This is a genomic window from Pseudomonas sp. DR48 (genome assembly GCF_019823085.1).
Taxonomy (GTDB): domain Bacteria; phylum Pseudomonadota; class Gammaproteobacteria; order Pseudomonadales; family Pseudomonadaceae; genus Aquipseudomonas.
Map to the genome: position 1 here is coordinate 6,377,811 of NZ_CP081946.1, position 23,463 is coordinate 6,401,273.

At 60.7% G+C, this 23,463-nt stretch carries 19 protein-coding genes and 1 pseudogene; 13 read left to right on the top strand and 7 right to left on the bottom strand.

What is annotated here, in order from left to right; translation table 11 throughout:
• The first annotated feature begins 1 nt into the window (after position 1).
• From K5K95_RS28780 to K5K95_RS28820, 9 genes are all read left to right on the top strand, one after another.
• Positions 2–1,072 (top strand): glycosyltransferase, encoded by a 1,071-nt coding sequence (locus K5K95_RS28780; RefSeq protein ID WP_222587233.1) that lies wholly within the window; start codon positions 2–4, stop codon positions 1,070–1,072.
• A complete protein-coding gene (locus tag K5K95_RS28785) occupies positions 1,069–2,181 on the top strand; it encodes a glycosyltransferase (protein WP_222587234.1) in 1,113 nt (370 codons plus the stop codon). The genes K5K95_RS28780 and K5K95_RS28785 overlap by 4 nt, the downstream gene beginning before the upstream one ends.
• The gene (locus K5K95_RS28790) at positions 2,178–3,509 is read left to right on the top strand and encodes an O-antigen ligase family protein (protein WP_222587235.1); all 1,332 of its coding nucleotides are present in this window, start codon (positions 2,178–2,180) and stop codon (positions 3,507–3,509) included. The genes K5K95_RS28785 and K5K95_RS28790 overlap by 4 nt, the downstream gene beginning before the upstream one ends.
• The gene (locus K5K95_RS28795; protein WP_222587236.1) at positions 3,503–4,438 is read left to right on the top strand and encodes a glycosyltransferase family 2 protein; all 936 of its coding nucleotides are present in this window, start codon (positions 3,503–3,505) and stop codon (positions 4,436–4,438) included. The genes K5K95_RS28790 and K5K95_RS28795 overlap by 7 nt, the downstream gene beginning before the upstream one ends.
• 32 nt (positions 4,439–4,470) lie before the next feature.
• Positions 4,471–5,889, top strand: a complete 1,419-nt coding sequence (locus K5K95_RS28800; protein ID WP_222587237.1) for an oligosaccharide flippase family protein — start codon at positions 4,471–4,473, stop codon at positions 5,887–5,889.
• Between the two features lie 29 nt (positions 5,890–5,918).
• Positions 5,919–6,974, top strand: a complete 1,056-nt coding sequence (gene galE / locus K5K95_RS28805) for a UDP-glucose 4-epimerase GalE (protein ID WP_222587238.1) — start codon at positions 5,919–5,921, stop codon at positions 6,972–6,974.
• Positions 6,974–8,452, top strand: coding sequence for a family 16 glycosylhydrolase (locus K5K95_RS28810; protein ID WP_222587239.1), 1,479 nt, complete (start codon positions 6,974–6,976; stop codon positions 8,450–8,452). Before galE ends, K5K95_RS28810 begins: the two co-directional genes overlap by 1 nt.
• A 104-nt stretch (positions 8,453–8,556) precedes the next feature.
• Positions 8,557–9,186 carry a hypothetical protein gene (locus K5K95_RS28815; protein WP_222587240.1) on the top strand — a complete coding sequence of 210 codons (630 nt, stop codon included), beginning with the start codon at positions 8,557–8,559 and terminating at the stop codon, positions 9,184–9,186.
• Between the two features lie 19 nt (positions 9,187–9,205).
• Entirely contained in the window at positions 9,206–9,835 is a 630-nt protein-coding gene (locus K5K95_RS28820) for a helix-turn-helix transcriptional regulator (protein WP_222587241.1), read from the top strand.
• A 41-nt stretch (positions 9,836–9,876) separates the two neighbouring features.
• On the opposite strand, the gene treS is transcribed toward K5K95_RS28820, so the two are convergent.
• Complete coding sequence (gene treS, locus K5K95_RS28825; RefSeq protein ID WP_222587242.1) at positions 9,877–11,943, bottom strand: maltose alpha-D-glucosyltransferase; 2,067 nt, start codon at positions 11,941–11,943, stop codon at positions 9,877–9,879.
• A gap of 381 nt (positions 11,944–12,324) precedes the next feature.
• Positions 12,325–13,728 (bottom strand): MFS transporter, encoded by a 1,404-nt coding sequence (locus K5K95_RS28830; protein WP_222587243.1) that lies wholly within the window; start codon positions 13,726–13,728, stop codon positions 12,325–12,327.
• Positions 13,729–13,857: 129 nt separating this feature from the next.
• Between K5K95_RS28830 and K5K95_RS28835 the strand changes: the two genes are divergently transcribed.
• Together K5K95_RS28835 and ilvD are read left to right on the top strand one after the other, a co-directional pair.
• Positions 13,858–14,760, top strand: a complete 903-nt coding sequence (locus tag K5K95_RS28835; protein ID WP_222587244.1) for a LysR family transcriptional regulator — start codon at positions 13,858–13,860, stop codon at positions 14,758–14,760.
• An 88-nt stretch (positions 14,761–14,848) separates the two neighbouring features.
• Positions 14,849–16,531 carry a dihydroxy-acid dehydratase gene (gene ilvD, locus K5K95_RS28840; protein ID WP_222587245.1) on the top strand — a complete coding sequence of 561 codons (1,683 nt, stop codon included), beginning with the start codon at positions 14,849–14,851 and terminating at the stop codon, positions 16,529–16,531.
• Between the two features lie 166 nt (positions 16,532–16,697).
• Here the strand turns inward: ilvD and K5K95_RS33710 are convergent, their stop codons facing one another.
• Both K5K95_RS33710 and K5K95_RS33715 read right to left on the bottom strand, forming a co-directional pair.
• Entirely contained in the window at positions 16,698–17,561 is an 864-nt protein-coding gene (locus tag K5K95_RS33710) for a methyl-accepting chemotaxis protein (RefSeq protein ID WP_405046057.1), read from the bottom strand.
• A gap of 42 nt (positions 17,562–17,603) precedes the next feature.
• Positions 17,604–18,311: pseudogene (locus K5K95_RS33715) on the bottom strand (MCP four helix bundle domain-containing protein); the annotation flags it as partial.
• 227 nt (positions 18,312–18,538) lie between these two features.
• Between K5K95_RS33715 and K5K95_RS28850 the strand changes: the two are divergent.
• Entirely contained in the window at positions 18,539–19,399 is an 861-nt protein-coding gene (locus K5K95_RS28850) for a CAP domain-containing protein (RefSeq protein ID WP_222587247.1), read from the top strand.
• Between the two features lie 67 nt (positions 19,400–19,466).
• Here K5K95_RS28850 and K5K95_RS28855 read toward each other — a convergent pair whose 3' ends face one another.
• Both K5K95_RS28855 and K5K95_RS28860 read right to left on the bottom strand, forming a co-directional pair.
• The gene (locus tag K5K95_RS28855) at positions 19,467–19,826 is read right to left on the bottom strand and encodes a hypothetical protein (protein WP_222587248.1); all 360 of its coding nucleotides are present in this window, start codon (positions 19,824–19,826) and stop codon (positions 19,467–19,469) included.
• 113 nt (positions 19,827–19,939) lie between these two features.
• Entirely contained in the window at positions 19,940–20,212 is a 273-nt protein-coding gene (locus K5K95_RS28860) for a hypothetical protein (RefSeq protein ID WP_222587249.1), read from the bottom strand.
• Positions 20,213–20,700: 488 nt separating this feature from the next.
• Between K5K95_RS28860 and katG the strand changes: the two genes are divergently transcribed.
• Positions 20,701–22,956, top strand: a complete 2,256-nt coding sequence (gene katG / locus K5K95_RS28865) for a catalase/peroxidase HPI (protein ID WP_222587250.1) — start codon at positions 20,701–20,703, stop codon at positions 22,954–22,956.
• A 124-nt stretch (positions 22,957–23,080) separates the two neighbouring features.
• Here the strand turns inward: katG and K5K95_RS28870 are convergent, their stop codons facing one another.
• Positions 23,081–23,278 (bottom strand): hypothetical protein, encoded by a 198-nt coding sequence (locus K5K95_RS28870; RefSeq protein ID WP_222587251.1) that lies wholly within the window; start codon positions 23,276–23,278, stop codon positions 23,081–23,083.
• Positions 23,279–23,463: the final 185 nt, after the last annotated feature.

A 23,463-nucleotide genomic window follows, 5' to 3' on the forward strand; every position in this document is an offset into this window, starting at 1 on the left:
CATGCACATCCTGTTCATTCTCAAGGATTTCAAGGCGGGTGGCGGCGTCGAGCGCGTTCAGCAACGACTGTCCGAGCAGTTTCTCAAGGACGGCCAGCGCGTGAGTTTTTTCGTCATGAACGGCGACACGCCAGACACCGAGGGTGTTCACCGTCACAACAGTGGTGGCGGCGGTCTGCTCAGTTCCATCGTACGGGTGCGCCGGCTGATTCGTCGTGCGGGGGTCACGCACGTGATTTCCGCCAAGGAGCAAGCCAATCTCTGCACCTGGTTCGCCACCCTGGGCAGTCCCTGCAAAGTGATCTATAGCCGCCACGCGGCACTGGATTGCACTGAACAGAAAACCGGCCCCTCAAGCCTGCGTCTGCTCTATGCGTTGTACCTGTGCGGCGGCGGCAAGGTGGTAACGGTCTCCAGCGCCCTGCGCCAATCGATGGTCGATTTGCTCCCATGGGGTCAGCAGCGAATCCGTTATTGCCCCAATGCCGTGGTCACCGATCAACTGCTCCAGGCCTCTCATGCGCCGCCGCTTGCCGGCCTGCCCAACGATTACTGGTTGAGCCTGGGCCGTCTGGTGGAACCCAAAGGTTTCCACCTGCTGCTCGATGCCTACGCCCTGGCGTTGCGCAGCGACGCACTGCCTGATTTGGTGATTGCCGGTGATGGTCCGTTGCTCGACGCATTGACCACCCAGGCCCGCCAACTGGGGATTGCCCATCGGGTGCATTTCACAGGTTTCCTGGCAAACCCCTACCCGCTGCTGCGGCACGCGCGATTGTTCATCCTCAGTTCCGTGCAGGAAGGCATGCCGACCGCACTGATCGAGGCCCTGGCACTGGGCACGCCCGTACTGGCGTGCGACTGCGAGACCGGCCCTCGGGAGCTGCTGGACAACGGCCGGCTCGGGCAACTGGTCAGCGTCAACGATGTACCGGCGCTGGCCAATGGCATGCTGCAAAGCCTGACGTCACGGGGTTGCGTTGTGCCAAGCGCAAAAATGCTCGATGACGCCCTCCATCCTTACACCAGCCGGCACGCCGCGCAGGCTTATTACCAGGTATGGAACCAATGAAAAAGTTGCTGATTATCCTGCATGACTTGAGTGCGGGCGGGGCTGAAAAAATGATGGCGCGCCTCGCCAGTGCCCTGGTGGACGCGGGCAATGACGTGACATTGCTGATGCTCACCGGGGGAGGCCTGCATGCGAACAACCTTGATCCTCGGGTAAAAAAAGTCGAATTGCGCAGCCCGCGCACCGCGCGTGCAGTGCCGGCACTCACACGATTTCTGCGTGCCAATCGCTTCGATGCGCAACTGGCGGCCCTCACCCACGTCAACGTCGTGGCCATCGTCGCGGCCTGGTTGTCCGGGACGCTGGCACGGCTGCACGTCAGCGAGCGCAACGCCTTTTCCCATGACAAGCACGTCAACCCCGACTTCATGGTGCGGCTGGCGTACCGGATAGCGCCGCTGCTCTACCGGCTGATTCCCAACCCGGTGATCTGCGTCTCGCGAGGCGTCGCCCAAGATCTGGTCAACACCACCATCGCGCGTCGCCAGGACGTAACCATTGCCGACAATCCGGTCCTGGACGATGACTTTCGCGACAAGCTGCCGGGGCCGCCCAGTCACCCCTGGCTACTGGAAAAATCCAGTCCGGTGCTGGTCGCGGTGGGACGACTGGCGCCGCAAAAAGGCTTCGATACCTTGATCGCTGCCTTGGCGGCATTGCCGGATCCCAATGTGCGCCTGATCATTTTTGGCGAAGGCGCGCTCAGGGACAGGTTGCTTGAACAGGCGCGCCAGCTGGACGTGGCTGATCGTGTCGACCTGCCGGGTTATACCCCCGATCCCATGGCAGAAGTGGCCGCGGCCAGTTGCTTTGTGCTGTCGTCGCGTTTCGAGGGCAGTCCCAACGTGCTGGTTGAAGCGTTGTCCACCGGCACGCCGGTGGTCTCGACCCGCTGCCCCCATGGCCCGCAAGACATTCTCATTGGAGGCCTGGTCGCCCCGCTGGTGCCCGTCGACGACCCGATCGCACTGGCGCGGGCCATTGACCTGCAACTGTCGATACCACGGGATCTGCAACGTCAATCGCGCATCGATGCCGCTGCGCGCTTCATGAATGCCAGCGCGGTAGAAACCTACCTCGCCGCGTTGCTGCGCAGGCCATCGCCATGAACACACTGCAGATCAGATATTCCACGTTGCGGGACGCCTTCACCCTGTTCGGCGTGCTGTTCTACATCCAGATGATCACCTTTGTTCTCGGACTGGGCAGCGGCTCCGGCCTCGACGACTTCGATAAAGACCTCGAAGGCAACGTTGTCAACCAGGTGTGCGGCCTCATCACGCTATTGGTGCCGTTGTTCTTTTTCATCCGCAACAAAGTGTTCCTCAGCAAGACCTTTTACCGCAGCAACTTCTTTCTGCTGGTGTTCTTGCTCTGCGTGATCGCATCGATCGGCTGGTCGCAGGACCCGATGCTGAGTCTCAAGCGATTCATCGCGATGCTCAGCGTGGTGTTTTTTGCCGGGTTCATCGCCTACAACTACAGCCTCGAAAAAATCACCTTCATGCTGGGCTGTGCCATCGGCGTGGCGGCCTTGATCGGTTTGATCCTGGCATTGGTCATGCCCAGTGCCGCGTTTATTTCCGGAGGTATCCGCGACGGCGCGTTCAAGGGGATATTCACAGAAAAAAACGCCGGCGCGCGGCTCAACGCGATTGCCATCCTGCTGTTACTGCCGATGATTCGCCAGCGCAATCGCTGGGCCCTGTTCTGCTCGTTCTTTTCGTTTATCGCCATTGTGCTGGCTCAATCAGCCACCGGGGTGGTGTTGATCATTGCCGGGACGGTCAGCTATGGCTACTTCCTGATGTTGATCCGTTTGCGCGTCCATCGATCCAGGCTGGCGTTCCTCGGTTGTACCCTGCTCTACCTGGCGGTGTGTCTGTTTCTCTACGACTACTCCGCGGTGTTGCTGGAACTGGCCGGACGCGACCCGTCACTCACCGATCGCACCATGATCTGGGAGCTGCTCGGCCCCTTTGTCGACAACCATTTCCTCAAGGGCTACGGCTTCGGCGCGTTCTGGTCCAGTATCGATGCCGATGAATTCATTACCCGCTGGGGCTACATCGGCAACGCTCACAGCGGTTATGTAGAAACCCTGCTCAATGGCGGCATCATTCAATTGACCGCGTTGACACTGCTGCTTGCCGAGGCACTGTTCAAGCAGTACCGGGCCGTGACCGCCAACCAGTCCGCTCAATTTCGCGCCAGCGCGCTGGTGATCATCGGTTTGTTCGTCGTCACCAATTACGTGGCCTACGTCATTCCCAACTATCGCTCCGCCGAGTTTCTGGTGTTTTGCACGCTGGCGCTGTCCTTCAAACATCACGCTGTGCAGCGCCCGTTTGCGGCGGTCGCGTCCGCCCCTCGCGCGGAACGCGTGTCTCCCGACGCCGTAGCCCAGAGCTTTCGCAAGGAGAAACACCCATGCTGAACGAAGCCGCCGGCGCCCCCGGCTCGGTGTGCGTAGTCATCCCGATGTACAACGCCGCCGGTAGCATCAGACAGACGCTCGACTCGCTGAAAGAACAAACACGCATGCCCGATCATGTCATCGTCATCGACGATGGCTCCAGCGATGAAGGGCCGCAGATGGTCGAGCGCTACATCGCGCCCTTTCCCTTGACCCTGCTGCGCCAAGCCAACGAGGGGCCGGCCAGTGCGCGCAATAAAGGCGTGTTCAGTGCCCGGGAAACCTTCATTGCCTTTCTCGATGCCGATGACCAATGGCATCCACAAAAACTGGAAAAGCAACTGGCGCTGTATGCCCAGCTGACGCGCGAGGGGCACAAGGTCGGGCTCATCGATTGCTACCAGATGAGCGAATTCAGTGACGGCACCCGCCAGTTGGAGGACCGCTGCAAAGCGGGTCATCATTTTGCCGATTTCATCCACGAAAACGTAATCAACGGTACTTCCGGCGTGCTGGTGGTACGCGAGGTGGTGACGGCCCTCGGCGGCTTCGACCAGTCCCTGCGCTATGCCGAAGATCGCTTGCTGTGGACCCGGATCGCCGAACACTGGGAGATCCACACGGTGCCGCAGATCCTGCATCGGCGTGGCGTCAACAGCGGCAACATTACTGCACAACCTCAAAAGTACTACCCGCACAAAGTCAAATTCATCGAGCTGTACCTGGACCGTTACGGCGCGCGGCTGACTGAGCAGCAACGCATCCATTTCGTGCTGGCCAATCACGCCGATTTCCTTAACGCATTCTCCCGACGCGGCGAACACGTACAGGTCATCCAGGTGTTCCAGCGGATGCTCGAGCATTCCTGGAAGGCGATGTTTTTCTTCAACGGCAAACCGACCCTGCGTTACCTCTACGCCTTGGCAAAAACGTTTGGCAGGACTTCCTGAGTCGGCATCCCCTTATCTTCCGCGGTTCAACCATGGCCAATCATCGTCTGGTGACATTGATCTGGATCTTCACCGAGAAATTCGGCCTGATTGTCCTGTCCATGATCACGTTCGTTGTCTACGCCCGGCTGCTGTCACCGGAAGAACTGGGGGTGGGCACCGTGATCATCGCGAGTGTCGAGTTGATCGGCATGATCTACTCCTCGGTGCTGGAGGACCCGCTGGTACGACTTGAGCGTCTGGAAGACAAACACATTTCCACGGCCTTCTGGGCAGCGGTGCTGGCGAGCCTGGTGTCGATCGTCGTGATCTCGCTCGCGGTGATCGTGTATTCACCCTCCCCGGTACTGCGCTGGATGGTGGCGGTGGCCTCGGTGAAAATCCTGTTCACCATGATGGCGAGGGTCTACGTGGCGCAGATGCGCCGCAGCAGCAACTTCAAGATGCTGGCATCGCGCACATTGTTGGGCAAGGTGTTGGGCGGTGCCGGCGGCATTGCGGTGGCGCTTTGGGGCTTGGGCGCGTGGGCGGTGATTGCCCAGGCACTGCTCATGGAACTGGTTTCCATCATCGTGTTGATGCTCGGCGACCGGCGCCGAATCGCATTTCACATTGACGGTGCGGTGCTGCGCGATCTGCTCAAATCCGGTTTCCCGGTGGCGATCAACGCGCTGAGTTCGCAAGCGTTGCAGCGCGGGGTCAATGTGGTGCTTGGCATGACCGCCGGCACCCATGCCGTGGGCATGTTCAACATGGCGATGCGGATCATCGACCTTCCGCGTAGCGCGATCTATAACGGCTTGATGAGCTATGCGCTGCCGGTGTTCGCCCGGCGCAGCAGCGAGCCGTTGCGGCTGCTGGGGATCATCGGCGACTCGACGGCGGTCAGTGGCTTTCTGTTGACCCCACTGTTCATCGGTATCGCGCTCACGGCGAGCGACCTCATCCTGTTGATTTTCGGCGCCAAGTGGGCCGAGGCCATTCCAATGCTGCAAGTGCTGGCCTGTACCGCAGCCATCGGCAATACCGCGATGTTCGCCACCACTGCGCTGGTGGCGGTCAATCGCAGCCACCTCACGATCAAGGCCGAAGTCGCCACCACGGTTCTGGCGCTGGGGCTGGTCTACAGCTTCGGCAGCGCCTATGGCGGCATGGCCGCCGCACTGGCACTGCTGGTGCGAATGCTGCTCATCACACCGCTGCAAATTCGCGGGTTGAACACCGCCATTGGTTACGGCTGGCGGCGCTTCTTCGACTCCAACTACCGCAGCGTGATCGCCTCGCTGGTCATGGCCGCAATCGTGGTCTGGGTATCGAGGCAATGGAGTTTCCAAGGCTATCTGCACCTGATCTGCAACATCGGCATCGGCGCCCTGACCTATGCCGTGGCCTATAGCGTGTTGCACCCGCGCTGGCCGCAAGAATTCAAAACGGTCTTCACCGCACACTGAATTCAGTCCCGAGACAGGAACATCTCACCATGCGCAAAACTACGCTGATCACTGGCGGGGCCGGCTATATCGGCTCCCATACGGCCGTCGCACTCATCAACGCCGGGCACCGCGTGCTGGTGCTCGACAACCTGTGCAACAGCTGTCGAGAATGCATCGCCCGCCTGGAACTGCTGACCCATACCCGCGTCGATTTCATCAATGGCGATATCGGCGACTCGATCCTGCTCGACAAGATTTTCAGCCGCTACGACATTGATGCGGTGGTGCATTTTGCGAGCCTCAAATCCGTGGAGGAAAGCATTCGCAAACCGCTGGACTACTACGCAAACAATGTCGCCGGCACGTTGAATCTCTGCCGGGCGATGGCCAGGCATGAGGTGTTCAACCTGGTGTTCAGCTCCTCGGCGACGGTGTACGGCGACCCCGTGAAAACCCCGATCCCGGAAGACATCGGCACTGGAAAACCGGTCAATCCGTATGGCCGCACCAAGCTCATGATCGAGGAATTGCTCACTGACCTTTGCTACGCCGATCCGCGCTGGAGCATTGGGCTGCTGCGCTACTTCAATCCGATTGGCGCCCATGAAAGCGGGATGATCGGCGAAGACCCCAGCGGCCGCCCGAACAACCTGTTGCCGTGCCTGACGCAGGTGGCGATAGGACGGATTCCCGAGCTCACGGTGTACGGCTGCGACTATCCGACGGTGGATGGGACCTGTGTGCGCGATTACATTCATGTGGTCGACCTTGCCCACGGCCACCTCAAGGCGCTGGAGGTGTTGCATGAAAAAGGCGGCGTCAACGCCTGGAACCTCGGCACCGGCGTTGGCTATAGCGTGTTGCAGATCATCCAGAGTTTTGAAGACATTACCGGCATCAGCATCCCCTACCGTTTCGCCCCGCGCCGCGTCGGCGATATCGCCAAATGCTGGGCCGATCCCCGCAAGGCAGGACGCGAACTGGGCTGGACTGCACAACGCGATCTGGAACAGATGATTGTCGATACCTGGCGTTGGCAGTCGCGCAATCCGCAGGGGTATCGGTCGCCCTGTGTCATACCGTCCTTGATGACGGTGAAATAATGCGGGGGGTCCGGGCCGGTCTGCTGCTGGGGCTGTTGTGGTGTGCGCTGACCTGCACTGCCGCGCAAGTGCCCTCGCGTCCACCGGCGACCGGGCTGGTGCTGTGGCTCGACGCGGACGATGTATCGAGCATGACGGTCGACGGGCAGAACCGTGTGCAGCACTGGCGCGACAAGTCCGGCCTCGCCAATGACGCCACGGCAGACGATTCCGCCAAGGGACCGCAGCGGGTGGCAAACGCCCTGAACGGCCACCCTGTGGTACGGTTCAGTGGCACTTCGGCGTTTCTGGGCAAAACCATCCGCCGTGAAAAAGGGCCGGTCACGGTGTTGATCGTCTCTCTTCGGCCGCCCGAACAGGCCAACGTCGGTCCCTGGCAACGGCTGTTCAGCTCTCGGCCACACACCGACAGCAACGATAACGTGTTGCCGAATTTCGCCATCAGCCTGGAACAGGGCACCGCGTATGCGCCGACCATTTCCGTCCTGGAACTTTACGATGTGCCGATTGGCCCCTATGCCGTCGGGCGCAACGCCATCGGCACCGCCGACAACTTTCGCGGCGACATCGCCGAAGTGCTCGTCTACGACCGGCCGTTTGCCTCACTTGCGCAGCGCCAGCAAACCTTTCAGTACCTGGCAAACAAGTGGTCCGTTGCCGTCCCGCAACTAGCCGACACCTGGACCCGGGTCGGACCACTGGGCCCTTTACCGAGCCAGACCGACGCCAATCTGCCGCTGTCCGATCAGAGCAATACCGGCCAGTGGACGCTCGACGCCAAGCTGTCCGACGACTTCAACGGCGCAACCCTCGACCCCAAGCGCTGGCACGTCAACAATGCCATAGGTAACGAATCGCTGGGACGCAAACCGGCGCTGTTCAAGCCGGACAATGCCAGCGTCCAAAATGGCCATCTGAACATCGTCTTTCGCAAGGACACCTTGCCGCAGAAGTACGTCCAGCTGGGTTTCAAGGATTACAGTTCGGCGATGGTGCGCACCAATGAGCGCGGCTTCTATGGCTACTACGAAGCCCGCGCCAAACCGATGAACTCGGCAGGCTCCAGCGCCTTCTGGCTGGCGTGGACGGGTATGACCGACAACGCCACCGAAATCGACATCTTCGAAATCGGCGGCAAGACCAAAAACGCCGCCTTCGACCGTTTGTACAACATGAACGCCCACCTGTGGGCTACGCCGCAAAGCACCGAACATATCGCCAACGGCAGCACCTGGGTCGCGCCCTGGCGCCTGGCGAACGCCTTTCATGTCTACGGCTTCGACTGGCAGCCCGACACTTTGCGCTGGTACGTCGATGGCGTGCTGGTGCGGGAGTCGACGAACACCCACTTCTTCTTCCCGATGCAGATTGTCTTTGACAGCGAGGCCATGTGGAACTGGTTCGGCGTGGTCGACGATGCAGACCTGCCCTCCACCTTCAGCGTCGATTACGTCAAGGTCTGGCAACGCAGTCGATAAACGGCGGCACCGTTTATCTGCGTCTTTTCTGCACACCCAATAAAAACATATTTGTATGCTTAAATTGATATTGTCGAACAATCCCACGATCAGAGGGTGCCGTCATGAATATCAAGACTTTGGCTTTATTGCTGTTGGCTTTCTGCGCACAACCTGCCTGGAGCCAAACTCCCCCCGCCTCACCTCCGGCAGCCGATAGCGCTGCGCTCACCACACGACTGTCGATGCGCGACCTTTGGGTCGAGCATGTTTTCTGGATCAGGAATTACGCGATCGCCAACCAGGCCGCTGACAAACAGCAGGCCAAGGTCGCGGCTGACCAAGTCGTCGACAACGCCACCAAAATCGCCAACAGCCTCGCTCCGCTTTACGGCCAGCCCGCCGCCGACCAGTTGCTCAAGCTGCTTGCCGGTCACTGGGGCGCGGTGAAACACTACAGCGACGCCACCGTGGCCAAAGACACCAAAGGCAAACAGGCCGCCGTCGCGGACCTGACCAGCAACGCCAAGGCCATCGCGGCATTCCTGGCCAAGGCCAACCCGAACCTGCCTGAAGCGACGCTGGTGACGATGCTGGCCGCTCACGGTGGTCATCATGTGAGCCAAGTCGATCAACTCGCCGCCCACGATTATGCCGGCGAAGCGAACACCTGGCAGATGATGCGCACCCACGTGCTGGCACTGGCGGACGCGCTGACGGCCGCCGTGGTCAAGCAGTTCCCGGACAAATTCTGATCCCGCGCGAGGGCACACCATGCTTGAAGGATTGGGCCGAACACAGCAGGACTTGCTCAATGCGTTGCTGCACCATGCCGGTGGCATGAGCATTGATGAGTTGGCTGAACAACTGGCGGTCACGCGCACCGCGATTCGCCAGCATCTGGCGGCGCTGGAGCGTGACGGCCTGGTGCTGCGCGGCGAAACCCGGCCGACGGGTCGGCGACCGGAGCAGTTGTATCGGCTCACCGAGCATGGGCAGGAGCAGTTCCCGCGCCAATACCAGATGCTCGCCAGCGTGCTGATCGACGAAGTGGCCGACATCATCGGCCCTGACGCTCTGAAGACGCTGATGCGCAGCATGGGCCGCAAACTGGCGCTGGACCGTGAGCATCAGGTCGTCGATGAAGCCCGGATCGTGCAGCACATGAACCAGGCGGGCTACCAGGCCCAAGTGTTCTTTCGCGCCCCGGCCGAGCCGGAAATCGTCGCCCACAATTGCGTCTTCCACCGCCTGGCCGAGGCGCATCCGGTGGTTTGCGAACTGGACCTGGCGTTGATCGGGGCATTGGGTGGCGCTGACGTCGACCACACCGAGTGCATGGTCAGAGGCGGCAATGTCTGCCGTTTCAAACTACGACCGACAGAGCCCCCGAAGAACGAGTAACGGCTGTAACCGCGCCCCATTCTTCAGTCCACATGCAACGCTCAAATCATCGGAGAAGCACTGACCACGCGCAGAGCCAACCCTTCGTAGGCATCCAGCGTGATGGTGAACTCACCCTCAGGCGTGAGATCCCCTTCGACTCGTTCGTTGATGATGTCGACCACCGGCCCCGGCGCAATATTGGGCAGGTGCAAGGTTTCGGTGATCGGCGTCGAGCCGAAATTCAGCGCAGTGATTTGCGTGCCTTTACCGGCCGGCAATTCGTGAACCATGATCAGCAGCCCCGGGTGCTGGACATCCGGGATCAGGATCTGCCGACTCGCGGCGATGTCATAGGAGCGCCGCGCGGCGAGGATTCTGCGCAATTGCGAGACGAACGAATCCGAGTCCTTCAATTGGCTGGGCAGGCTGCCATACAATGTCTTTGGACGCGGCATCTGGCCGGCGGAGAGTGGTGCCTCTGGATTGAGGTCGACCAGATCGTAGGCGCCCCGGTGAATCCAGCGCGTGTCGCCGTCCCCCATCAAATGGGCAACCTCTTCAGCCGGCAACGGCAACGCGCCCACCAGGTCCCAACCTGAGAGTGCGAACACCCCCGGTTGCATGGCGTTGTACATCACCAAGAGCAAATGGACCTGGCGAATCTGCTGGATATCCGCCGCCGAGATCGCGTCCAGATCACGAATCCCCAGCGCCGCCGTGATGATGCTGACGGTGGTGCAGGACACGCCGTTGGTGACGAACTTCAAGTTGTAGGGCGCATGCTCGCCGGACAGACGTTCGTACATCTGCTCGCGAATGTGTTCGCGCAAGATGTTGCCGGGGAAGGTCTGGCCCTGAAAGAGATAAGTGTCGTGGGCGTGCAGCGTCCAGAAATGCACCAGTTCCAGGGTCAACTCGTCGTGGTTCTGCAGGGCATGGATCAGCGAACCCGGATCGATGCCGAGGGTGTGCATCTGGCGCAGCATCAAGCGCAGGAATTCGGTATCGCCCATCAGCAACGCGTGTTGATAGGCCGGGCGGGTGATGAAGTCGTAGGACAGATCGGCGCCGCCGTGGGACATGCTGGCGATGTCGTCGACGGTCAGGTTGAGCTCTTGGAAACTGAAACCGCCAGCCTTGCGGATCGCCCCGGCCAGAAGCTGGTTACCGGTGATCGATAACGGGTGGCTTTCAGACCAGGCCGTGCCGTCGAGTTTGCGCTCCACACCGAGAAATCCGTTGGCGTCCAGGCGCAGTATCTTCGCGCCCATGACGTCAATGGCGTGCAAGGCATCGCCGATGATCATCTGCTGCGCGGCGAAGGTCGGGTCCAGCCAGTTCAGTGACGGCTGCCCTTCCTTGAAGTAATGCAGATAGACCCAGCGTCGCGGCTTGCCATCGACACCGATGACGATCGATGTCGCGCTCCAGTCGGTTTCCTTGACTCCCGGTTCGAAGAAGATCACTCGTTGCAACTGGCCAACGATGTAGTGCTTGTCGCGCAGCACGTCGACCTGCAACGGGCTGAGGTTTTGTGAATCACGGCCGTCGGCGATGTCCGGCAGCAGCGGCCAGTCTTCTTCGCGGATTTCGACCATGTGGTAGAGGCCCGGATAATCTTCGTAGGCCATCTCGGCCAGGCGGAAGTCCGCGCCTTTGCCGGTGTGCGAAGGAATAACGTCGTCGATGATCACGGCGTTGTGCGCGGCGGCCATGCGCACCAGCGCTTGAAGTTGCGCTTCGGTGCCCAGTTGCGGGTCGATTTCGAAGCTGATGCGGTCGAAGTTGCCGTCAATGGTTGGTGTGAGTCGGGTGCCTGTGAGGCCGCCGGACATTTTCAGCGGGCCGTTGTGTATGCCCTGGATGCCGATTCTTGACAGGGCATGCCACAGGGTTTCGTCGCCCAGGGCTTCGAGCACGGTGCCATTTTCGCGGGTGACGATGGAGGCCGGGTAGGCGGTGAACCATACCGATGCCAGGGCGGAGGCATCTCGGGGCCGGGTATGGGCGTAGGGCTGTTGCCACATCCGGCCTTGTCCTGAGTAGAGTTTGGCGCGCTGTCTGGCGGCATGAAGCATCGATTGTTCAACCAACCAGGTCACGTGGTTTTTGTCAGCCGCGGTCATAGAAACGATTACCTGTTGTCTGGGTAAATATCTGTTGGGGCATCGTTCGCTTGTGGGCGTCGGTGGCCACTTCCTCCTTATATGAGGGCCTGGGTTTGTATTCGTTGCATTGGGGGTTGATTGGGCTGTGTGTATATCCGTTGTTGGGGTAACGGCGGCTATTGGTTCCGCTTTTACAGCGGGTCACTTGGAGAAGCGCCAAGTAACCAAGCGCTTTTGCCCCTGACGTTCGGCCTCTCGAGGCGGCGTGTGCATCAAGATCAAGAGCTGCAAGCGAGCTACCGCTCGGCTTGTTGAGTGGTGAAGGGCGAAAGACGCATGCGATCCATTGTGGGAGTGAGCCTGCTCGCGATGCTGTTGATCTTGCTGTTGCATTCGGGTTTACGCGGCTACCGGTTCACTTTTTAAGGCTGGTAGTGCGATGGCGAGTGCCAGTATTAAAAGTCCTGCTGCTACCGCGAAGGTGGTTGTCATGCCGTTGGCAACGGCCTCTGGCGTTGCTCGTGTGATGTCGGGGGTTGATGTGGCGAGTGCGAAGATTGCGCCCATGAGGGAGGCTCCGGTGATGAGTCCCAGGTTGCGCGACAGGCTGAGCAGGCCGGCGATGACGCCTCGTTGGTCGGGGCTGATGCCGGTCATGATCAGTGTGTTGTTGGCCGCCTGGAACAGTGCGTAGCTTGCGGTGATGACTGCGATGGGCGTGAGGTAGCCGAGGACGCCGAAACCTGTCGGCATCGTTGCTAATACGCAGGCGCCGAGCACCATGCAGGCCAGTCCGGAGGCGGTCATGCGTTGCGCGCCGAATCGGTCGACCAGGCGCCCGGCGGGGACGCCTGCCAGTGCGGCGACCAGCGGGCCGACTGATAAGGCGAGTCCGACCAGCGCGGCCTTTAACCCTAGCGTCACCGAGAGGTAGAACGGCCCGACCACCAGTGTCGCCATCATCACGGTCGAGACCAGCAGGCTCATGATCAGGCTCGCGCGCAAACTCCGGTCCTGGAACAGTGCCAGTTTGATCAGTGGCGATGCCACCTTCGCCTCGACGAACAGGAAAATCCCGCTGCCGACAATTGCCATGAGCAGCAACACAAGGTTGAGCGAGCCCCATTCGCCACCGTTCCAGGTCATCGCCAAGGCGTAGGCGCCGAGTGTCAGCGCCAGGACCAGCGTGCCGGCAACGTCGAACCCGGCTCGTTGTGCCTTTGGCATGGGGCGATCGGCGGGCAAGTAGCGAAACGCGAGGGCCCAGTTCAAGACGCCCAATGGCAGGTTGACCAGAAAAATCGCTTGCCAGCCGAAGCCCGAGATCAGCAGGCCACCGAGCGAGGGGCCCAGCGTGGTGCCGATTGCCGACATGGTGCCGAGCAAGCCCATGGCGCTGCCGGTTTGTGCTTTGGGCACGGTCTCGCCGACGAATGCCACGGTGAGTGCCAGCATGATCGCCGCCCCCAGGCCCTGCACCGCCCGGGCAGCGACCAGCCACCACAGCGTCGGCGCCAGGCCACACGCCAGTGACGCCAATGTGAAAATAGCGATGCCCGACAACATCAAACGTCGCCGACCGATGAGATCACCGAGGCGTCCGACGCTGACGATCAACGTGGTGATCGCGAGCAGGTAGGCCAGGACGATCCACTGCACTTGCTGAAAAGAAGCCTCGAGCGCCTGGGCCAATGTCGGCAAGCCGGCATTGGCGATGCTGGTGTCGAGCGACGGCATCAACATCGACAGGGAAAGGCTGGCGAGCGCCCAGCGCACCGAGCCTGATTGCGTCATGAATTTCATGGGTTTTGGCCACTGATGAAAAGTTGACCTTCAGCGTATGCCCGCACATGACCGGGCGGAAGACGCACGGCTTGCACTTAATACCTGCACGCGACGCCATGTCAGTGTCAGCCGTGCTAACGTTGATGCATGACGACTCCCGACCTGAACCTGCTGATTACCCTGGATGCGCTGCTCACCGAAGGCAGTGTGGCGCGCGCCGCTCAACGCCTGCGCCTGAGCCCCTCAGCGATGAGCCGGGCGTTGGCGCGATTGCGTGAAACCACCGGCGATCCGTTGCTGGTCCGGGCCGGGCGCGGCCTGGTGCCGACGCCCCGTGCGCTGCAATTGCGTGAACAAGTCAGCCAATTGGTGCAGGACGCCGAAGCGGTCCTGCGCCCTGCCGAGCAGCTCGACCTCAAACAGCTGGTGCGCACCTTCACGCTGCGCACCAGTGACGGTTTCGTCGAGAACTTCGGCCCGACATTGATTGCTCGCCTCGGCGATGAAGCGCCCGGCGTGCGCCTGCACTTCTTGCAGAAGCTCAACCAGGACAGCACGCTGCTACGTGACGGAACGGTCGATCTGGAAACCGGCGTGGTCGGCGACACCACTAGCCCGGAAGTGCGCACCCGCGCCTTGTACCAGGACCGCTTTATCGGCGTCGTGCGCATGGGGCATGCACTGAGCAAGGGCAAGATCACGCCCGCCCGTTATGCGTCCGGCAAGCACATTCTGGTGTCGCGACGCGGACGGGACCAAGGGCCAATGGATGACGCCTTGAAACCCCTTGGCCTGGCGCGGGAGATCGTCACGATTGTCGGAGGTTTTTCTGCGGCACTGGCGCTGGCCCGGGCCTCGGACCTGATTGCGACGGTGCCGGAACGCCACACGCAAAACCTGCGCGCAGGCCTGCACTGTTTCCCTCTGCCGGTGGCCACGCCGACGATCACGGTTTCCATGCTCTGGCACCCGCGAATGGACGCCGATGCCGCGCATCAATGGTTACGCGGCTGCATTCGTGAGGTGTGCGCGGGTTTCCAGGAATCGTGAACTGATTTTTGTGGCCTGCAGGACTAGACTCAATCGGCTGCTTCGGACCACACCGGTCAGGCTAGCGATCTGGATATGAGGGAACGTCATGAGCGACAAAGACACGCTGCGTAAATACTCCTCTCAAGTGGTCGACGGCGTGGAACGCGCCCCCGGCCGTTCCATGCTGCGCGCGGTGGGTTTCACCGACGAGGATTTCAAGAAGCCGCATATCGGCATCGCCTCCACCTGGGCGATGGTCACCCCGTGCAACATGCACATCGACAAGCTCGCCATCGAAGCCGAAAAAGGCGCGAATGCCGCCGGTGCCAAAGGGGTGATTTTCAACACCATCACCATTTCCGACGGCATCGCCAATGGCACCGAAGGCATGAAGTATTCGCTGGTGTCGCGCGAGGTCATCGCCGATTCCATCGAGGTGGTTGCCGGTTGCGAAGGCTTTGACGGTCTGGTGACCGTGGGCGGTTGTGACAAGAACATGCCAGGCTGCCTGATCGGCATGGCGCGCCTGAATCGTCCGTCGATCTTCGTCTATGGCGGCACCATCCGCCCGGGCGCCGGGCACACCGACATCATTTCCGTGTTCGAAGCCGTCGGCCAGAATGCACGGGGTGATATCAACGAGATCCAGGTCAAGCAGATCGAGGAAGTGGCGATTCCCGGCCCCGGCTCCTGCGGCGGCATGTACACGGCCAACACCATGGCCTCGGCTATCGAGGCATTGGGCATGAGCTTGCCGGGGTCCAGCTCTCAGGACGCGGTCGGCAGCGACAAAGCCTCAGACAGCTTTCGCGCCGGTCAGCAGGTCATGGAGCTGCTCAAGCTGGACCTCAAGCCGCGCGACATCATGACCCGCAAAGCTTTCGAGAACGCCATTCGTGTGGTGATCGCCCTCGCCGGCTCGACCAATGCCGTGCTGCACTTGCTGGCGATGGCCCATGCGGTGGATGTCGAGCTGACGCTGGATGATTTCGTCGAGCTGGGCAAGGTTTCCCCGGTGGTCGCCGACTTGCGCCCCAGCGGCAAATACATGATGAGCGAACTGGTTGCCATCGGCGGCATCCAGCCGCTGATGAAACGCATGCTCGCCGCCGGCATGCTGCATGGCGATGTGCTGACGGTGACGGGCAAGACCCTGGCGGAAAACCTGGCGAACGTGCCCGATTATCCCGACGGTCAGGATGTGATCCTGCCGTTCGATCAGCCGGTGAAAAAGGACTCGCACCTGGTGGTGCTGCGCGGCAACCTTTCGCCCACCGGCGCCGTGGCCAAGATCACCGGCAAGGAAGGTCTGCGCTTCCAAGGCTCGGCGCGCGTGTATCACGGTGAGGAAGGCGCACTGGCCGGGATTCTCAATGGCGAGGTCAAGGCAGGCGATGTGATCGTGATTCGCTACGAAGGCCCCAAGGGTGGGCCGGGCATGCGCGAAATGCTTTCGCCGACCTCGGCGGTCATGGGCAAAGGCTTGGGCAAGGACGTTGCGCTGATCACTGACGGACGCTTTTCCGGTGGTTCCCACGGTTTCGTGGTGGGACACATCACTCCGGAAGCCTTCGATGGCGGGCCGATCGCGTTGATTGAAGACGGCGACACGATCACCATCGACGCCGAAACCCGGCAGATCACGGTGGATGTCTCCGATGCCGTGCTGGCCGAGCGCAAGACCCGCTGGGTGCGCCCGGAATCCAAATACAAGCGCGGGGTGTTGGCCAAATACGCGAAAACCGTGTCGAGCGCCTCGGAAGGCGCGGTGACGGATAAATACCTTTAGGGAATTGGCGCAGGGCCTTTAGTTCTGCGCCGTCAGATCTGGCGCATTCGCGAGCAAGCCCGCTCCCACACTGGATTAGTGAACGACGCAAGCCCCCTGTGGGAGCGGGCTTGCTCGCGAAAAGGCCCTCACAATCACCGAAAATCAACTGATCGGCACACAAATCTCAAAGCCGAAACCGGTCCACCGACTGCGACAGCTTGCCCGCCAGCGTCGACAGTTCATCGGTAGTCGTAGCAGTCTGGCCGATGACCTTGCTGTTGCCTTCGGACATGCCGGCAATCATGTCCACCTGATGGGCGATTTCGTTGCTGGCCAGGCTCTGCTCGCCAATCGTGCGGGTGATGTCGTTGACCAACTGGGTGGTATTGAGCGTGGCCTCGAGGATTTCGCGGATAGCGCGTTCGACGTCGGCGGTCACGGCCATGCCTTTGTCGACCTGTGCCACGCCGGCCTCCATGCTGGTTACCGCCTCGCGGGTGCTCTGCTGGATGCGCGAGACCATGCTGGCAATTTCCTGGGTGGAGGCGCTGGTACGCCCTGCCAGACTGCGCACTTCGTCAGCCACCACGGCAAAACCACGGCCCTGCTCACCGGCACGGGCGGCCTCGATGGCGGCGTTCAGCGCCAGCAGGTTGGTTTGATCGGCGATGCCCTTGATCACCTGGATGATGCTGAAGATGCCCTCGGACTCCTTGTCCAGCGTGCGAATCACCTGGGCTGACTGCTGCGCCGAGCGCGCGATGCCGTCCATGTCGTTGACCACCTGATGAATCACCCGGCCGCCATCCTTGGCCAGTGCCTCGGCCTGGTTGGCCATGTTCAGCGCCCGCTCGGCATGCCGGGTGATTTCCTCGATGCTCGCGGTCATTTCGCTGGCGGCTGCGGCCATGGTGCTGGCCGCGACGCTTTGCTGCTGGCTGCTGTCGGCCACCTGGTGGCAGCCGCTGCTCAGTTGCACGCTCATGCCACTCACGCCGTGCGCGTTGCTGCGAACCACTTCGATCATGCCGCGCAAGTCGCGCTGCATGGTCGCCAGGCTGCGAATCAGCGCGCTGGCTTCGTCCTTATGGGTGGGCTCGACAATCGGCTCGCTCAGGTTGCCATGGGCGATGCTTTCGGCGATCCGGCTGGCGGTCTGCAACGGCGCCATGATGCTCGAAATCACCCAGCGTCCCTGGATCAGCAGCAACAACAGACTCGCAATCAACACGATCCCCAAGGTGAAATTGGCACTGTTGATAGCGTGTTCAGTGCCTTGGCTGGTTTGTCGGGTATTGGTTTCGATCAGGCCGCTGAGGGCGGCCATCTGGTCTTCAAGCTGGCTGAACGCGGCATTGAAGCTGCCGAGTTCCTTTTGCGCCGAATCCGGATTGTCCAGCGCCAGCCCGACGATTCGCTCGGCGGCACTGATGTAGGTGTCGAGGCTCGGTTTGACCTTGTTCAGGCCTGCCAGAATGGTGTCGTTGACCGGCAGCTTGAGGTTTTCACCCAGCACCTCGCGGAAATGCGCCGCATGTTCCTCGATGGAAGTGTGCACCTCAGCCTTGGTGCTGGTGCTTTTGCCCAGCCCGACCAGCATCGCCGACAACACATCGGCGCGCAGCGCGTCGTGCATCATGTCGGCTTCAAGGTGATTGCGCAGCGCGGTCATGCTGACCTCGTTGTCCTTCACCGCTTCAGCCATCCGGGTGTTTCCCACGTAGCTGACCAAACTCACGATCAACGCCGTCAGCAAGCTCGTACCAATCAACAACAGCAAGCGTAATTTTATCGACACGATGTAGTCCTCTTGGCACGTCGCTTTTATGAATACGTTATCGGCGGCGCCAGCCGCTTTTTTAAGCCTTGAACCGGACTTTCAGTGTTTTGCGACATGCGGTAGGTACAGGCCTGTTTGCGACGAAAATTTGCCTCTGTGCCTCGTGAACCTAGTGCTTGAACGCCAGTCTTAGGCGAGCCGTGAATTCACATTACCCTTGTCATCTGACCTGAGCTGTCCGCCTCATGCGCCCAACTGCCCTCGCCTTGCGCTTCATTTCGCTCTGCTTCATGCCTTTGATTCCCCTGTTTGCCAGTCCCGCCCATGCCAGCGGGGAACGACAACTGGTGGAAGCCATCAACGACTACCGCGCCCACCCGCAACGCTGCGACAGACGCCCGGCACAGCGCTTGTCGCCGCTGTCACTGAAACAGAACCTGGCGCTGCCGATTGGTTATCGCGGCGGTTTGCGGGATGGGTTGAAGGCTTCCGGCTACGCGGCAGTGACGGTACGCACCTTGCGGGTGGTCGGCGCGCAGGATGCCGATGAGGCCTTTGATCTGTTTGAGGACGAATACTGCGGGGCCTTGCTCGATAACCAGTACGCCGACATTGGCGTCAGTCGCGCGCGAAACGAGTGGCAGATCGTGCTGGCGCAACCCGTTCTCGATAGCCGCGTGGGTGATACGCGCTCGGCGAGCAAGGCCCTGTTGGCCGAGGTCAACGCCGCGCGATCCAAGCCACGGATGTGCGGTGGCCAGCGCTTTGCCGCCGCCCGACCACTGAGCTGGAACGCCGCCCTCGGTGCCGCAGCCCAGGGACACAGCAAGGCGATGGCTTACGGCAATTATTTTGCCCACCGCGACCCCGACGGTGACATGCCGGCTGATCGAGCAAGAGCCGCCGGCTACCGTGGCCGGCAGATCGGCGAGAACATCGCCGCCGGCCAGAGCTCACCGGGCAAGGCCATGGCAGGCTGGCTGGCCAGCCCTGGGCATTGCGCCAACTTGATGAACCCAATGTTTACCCAGGTGGGCGCTGCGTATGCGGCGGATGCACGCAGCGATGAAGGGGTTTATTGGACGATGCTGTTTGGGGCGCCGTGAGACCGCAGTGTTGGACGCGGCCGATAAGCGGCCCCACGAAAACCAGCCACCTGCGTGCCCGCCAGTGCTAGCGCCGGCGCGCCAGGCGCTGCTGCCAGTTGCCGCCATTGGCGCGCTGGCATTGTTCTTCAGAATCGAAATGCACGTGGGCAGAGACCGGGCTGACAAGAACATCGGCGTCCTTTAACGCCATCGACGTCAGTTCAACCATGCGTTCGCCCTGCCCACTGGCCAATGCCTGTTCTTTGTTGGCTTGCGTATCGAAGACCCAAATCACTCTCAGGCTTGAGGGGAAATCGCTGTAATCGACTTCGTGGGTCAACCAGTCGAACCCGACGATTTCAGCCTTGGCTGTTTCACAGGCCTCGGTCAGGGTGGCGACCAGAAGTCGTTCGATGTGTGCCTGTTCGCGCTTGCTTGAAGCCATGGGGAATCCTTGTAACCTTCGACAATGTTGACCGGGCGCCATCATGCACGTGTTCTAACCATTGATGCGCCCTCAATCGAACGTTGGCTTTTGCCGAACTCAGGTCAAGTTCATCAGCCACTGCCGTTTTTTAGCGTTCGGTGATAGTCCTCCCCCGCTATCGCACGCAGATACGCCTGATCGGCCTCAATCCGGAGGTCGCGCCATTCTTGCCAGCTGACGATTCCCAGGCGGTCCATTTCGTCAGTCTGACGAATCAATTCCTCGTGGTAGGCATCGGGACATTCCATGCGCAGCCTTACGTCTTCAAGCACAAGATGCCAGGCGTTCAGCGCACGAAGTTTTTGCTCTTGGGCGGCTGTCAGCAGATGGGTAAATGAGTGCATGGCAGCGCCCCGAGAGTTCTTTCAAAGTGGATCAATCCGTTATGAACCCGGTTCAGGTACACCGACCAAAGGCAGGCAAAAACCGAGTTCCGGCCGGATCTCCCACCCTCTTCTACCCGCACCTATAATCGAGATATAAAACAGGCCCCCGCCGCATCGCCGCTAAAAGACTCTGCCTATCGTCCCCCAATACTCCACCTATTAGCTGACTTCCCAAGTGGGGTCTAACCTGTATCCAGCGCTGGCAGAACACGCTGGCCGGTTTAGTGCTGATATGGAGACAGGAATGAGCCCGAAGCTTGACTAGGCCATCCGTGGGCCACCGCACAGGCAACTCGGTTGCCGCTGTTCAGCATCCTCGTGTGGTCAAGACAATCAGTTGATCCAACTGCTGGCCCTGCAGCCTATGTCATGGATTTCGCTCGTCGCTATCTGACGCCCATCCCGGGCCGGATAGCCGGATGAACACGACCAAAGGTAGCTCGCACATGGCAAATGAATCGAAATGCCCGTTCAATCACGCCGCTGGCGGTGGCACGACGAACCGCGATTGGTGGCCGAACCAACTGAATCTGAAGATCCTGCACCAGCACTCGTCCCTGTCCGACCCCATGGACGAGGGCTTTGACTATGCACAAGCGTTCAAAACCCTGGATTTTGCGGCGGTCAAAAGAGACCTGACTGCGCTGATGACCGATTCCCAGGACTGGTGGCCCGCCGACTTCGGTCACTATGGACCGCTGTTCATCCGCATGGCCTGGCACGCCGCAGGCACCTACCGTACCGGTGACGGTCGCGGCGGCGCTGGCTCTGGCCAGCAGCGCTTTGCACCACTCAACAGCTGGCCGGATAACGTCAGCCTCGACAAGGCCCGCCGTCTGCTCTGGCCGATCAAGCAAAAGTACGGCCGTAAAATTTCCTGGGCTGACTTGATCGTCCTCACCGGTAACGTCGCGCTGGAGTCCATGGGCTTCAAGACCTTCGGTTTTTCCGGTGGCCGTCCCGACGTCTGGGAACCGGATGAAGACGTTTATTGGGGCTCGGAAAACAAGTGGCTGGGCGGCGACGTGCGCTACGGCAAACACAAGGAACCGATGCAAGAACCCGGCGAAGGCCCGCTGGTGGCTGAACCAGGAGAAAATGAGGAAAGCCGCACGGACCAGGGACGCAACCTGGAAACCCCGCTCGCGGCCGTGCAAATGGGCCTGATCTACGTCAACCCGGAAGGCCCGGAAGGCAACCCCGATCCGGTCGCTGCCGGTAAAGACATCCGCGAAACCTTTGCGCGCATGGCGATGAACGATGAAGAAACCGTGGCGCTGATCGCTGGCGGCCACGCCTTCGGCAAAACCCACGGCGCAGGGCCTGCCGACAACGTCGGTGCCGAGCCCGAAGCCGCTGGCCTTGAACAACAAGGCTTTGGCTGGAAAAACAACTTCGGCACCGGTAAAGGCCCGGACACCATCACCAGTGGCCTGGAAGTGACCTGGACCACCACGCCGACGAAATGGAGTAACAACTACCTGGAAAACCTGTTCGGCTTCGAGTGGGAGCTGAGCAAAAGCCCGGCGGGAGCGAATCAGTGGGTAGCAAAAAACGGCGCCGGTGCCGGGACCATTCCGGATGCTCACGACCCGTCCAAGCGCCGTAATCCAACCATGCTGACCACCGACCTGGCGCTGCGATTCGACCCGATCTACGAGCCGATTTCACGGCGCTTCCTGGCCAATCCGGATCAACTGGCCGATGCCTTCGCCCGCGCCTGGTTCAAACTGATCCACCGCGACATGGGCCCGCTCTCACGCTACCTCGGCCCGGAAATGCCGAACGAAGAGCTGCTCTGGCAAGACCCGATTCCAGCGGTCGATCACCCGTTGATCAACGACAGTGACGCCGCCGCACTCAAGAGCAAAATCCTGGCCTCGGGCTTGAGCGTTCCGCAGCTTGTGTCAACGGCCTGGGCGGCGGCTTCCACTTTCCGTGGCTCCGACAAACGCGGCGGCGCCAACGGTGGCCGGCTGCGTCTGGCGCCACAGAAATTCTGGCAAGCCAACCAGCCTGAGCAACTGGCCAATGTGCTGGGCAAACTCGAGGGCATTCAAAGCGAGTTCAACAACAGCGGCAAGAAAGTCTCGCTGGCGGATCTGATCGTGCTGGCCGGTAATGCCGGCATCGAACAAGCGGCGAAAAATGCGGGCCTCAGCGTGACGGTGCCGTTTACGCCAGGACGGATGGACGCCTCGCAAGAGCAGACGGATGTCGAGTCGTTCGGCTTCCTGGAACCGGTCGCCGATGGCTTCCGCAACTTCCTAAAAACCCGCTACCGGGTACCGACCGAGCATCTGTTGATCGACAAGGCGCAACAACTGACGCTGACCGCACCGGAAATGACCGCGTTGATCGGCGGCCTGCGCGTGCTGAACACCAACGTCGGACAAACCCGCCACGGTGTATTCACACAGCGGCCGGAAGCATTGACCAACGATTTCTTCAAAAACCTGTTGGACATGAGCGTGGAATGGAAACCGGTGTCCCAAGACAACGAAGAATTCGAAGGACGTGACCGCAAAACCGGGGAAGTAAAATGGACCGGGACACGTGTTGACCTGGTCTTTGGCTCGAACTCCCAGTTGCGCGCGTTGGCCGAAGTCTATGCGACCAGTGACGCGCAGGAGAAATTCGTCAAAGACTTCGTGGCGGCGTGGACCAAGGTGATGAACCTGGATCGCTTCGACGTGAAGTGAGGCAATCTTGAACCTGTGAGGCCTTGAATGGGCCATCGCGACCCGGTGACACGGATCGCGGTGGCCTCATTCTTTAAACGGCAAGGCCGAAATCGCGAAACATTCCCCTGCCATTTGCGCAAGCTTAATGCCCCGTGCCACCCATGCACTCCGCCGTCGTGGCAAGCGCCATGCCGGCCTGCTGGACGAGTTTGCGCCACTCATCGGCAGTGATCAGATCGGCGCGCTCCATGTCGTCCGCCGTCCTCAGTAACCTGAAGTACCTTTCCTCTGCACTTATATGGTTTGCAGGCAGTGCAAACAGCTTGGTCCAGGCGGTCATCGCCAACCTTCTCTGTGCTTCTCTCATGGTCCCCCCTGCGCATTCATCTCAGGCAAATGAATACCTGCCAATCGAGACCGTTCACACGGATGACGTTAAACCGACCAGTGCTGGCATTAAGCCACAAATGTCCAGATAGCGCTGATCTGATGGCGGCTGGGAGATGAACGGTCGGGGCGCGCCTT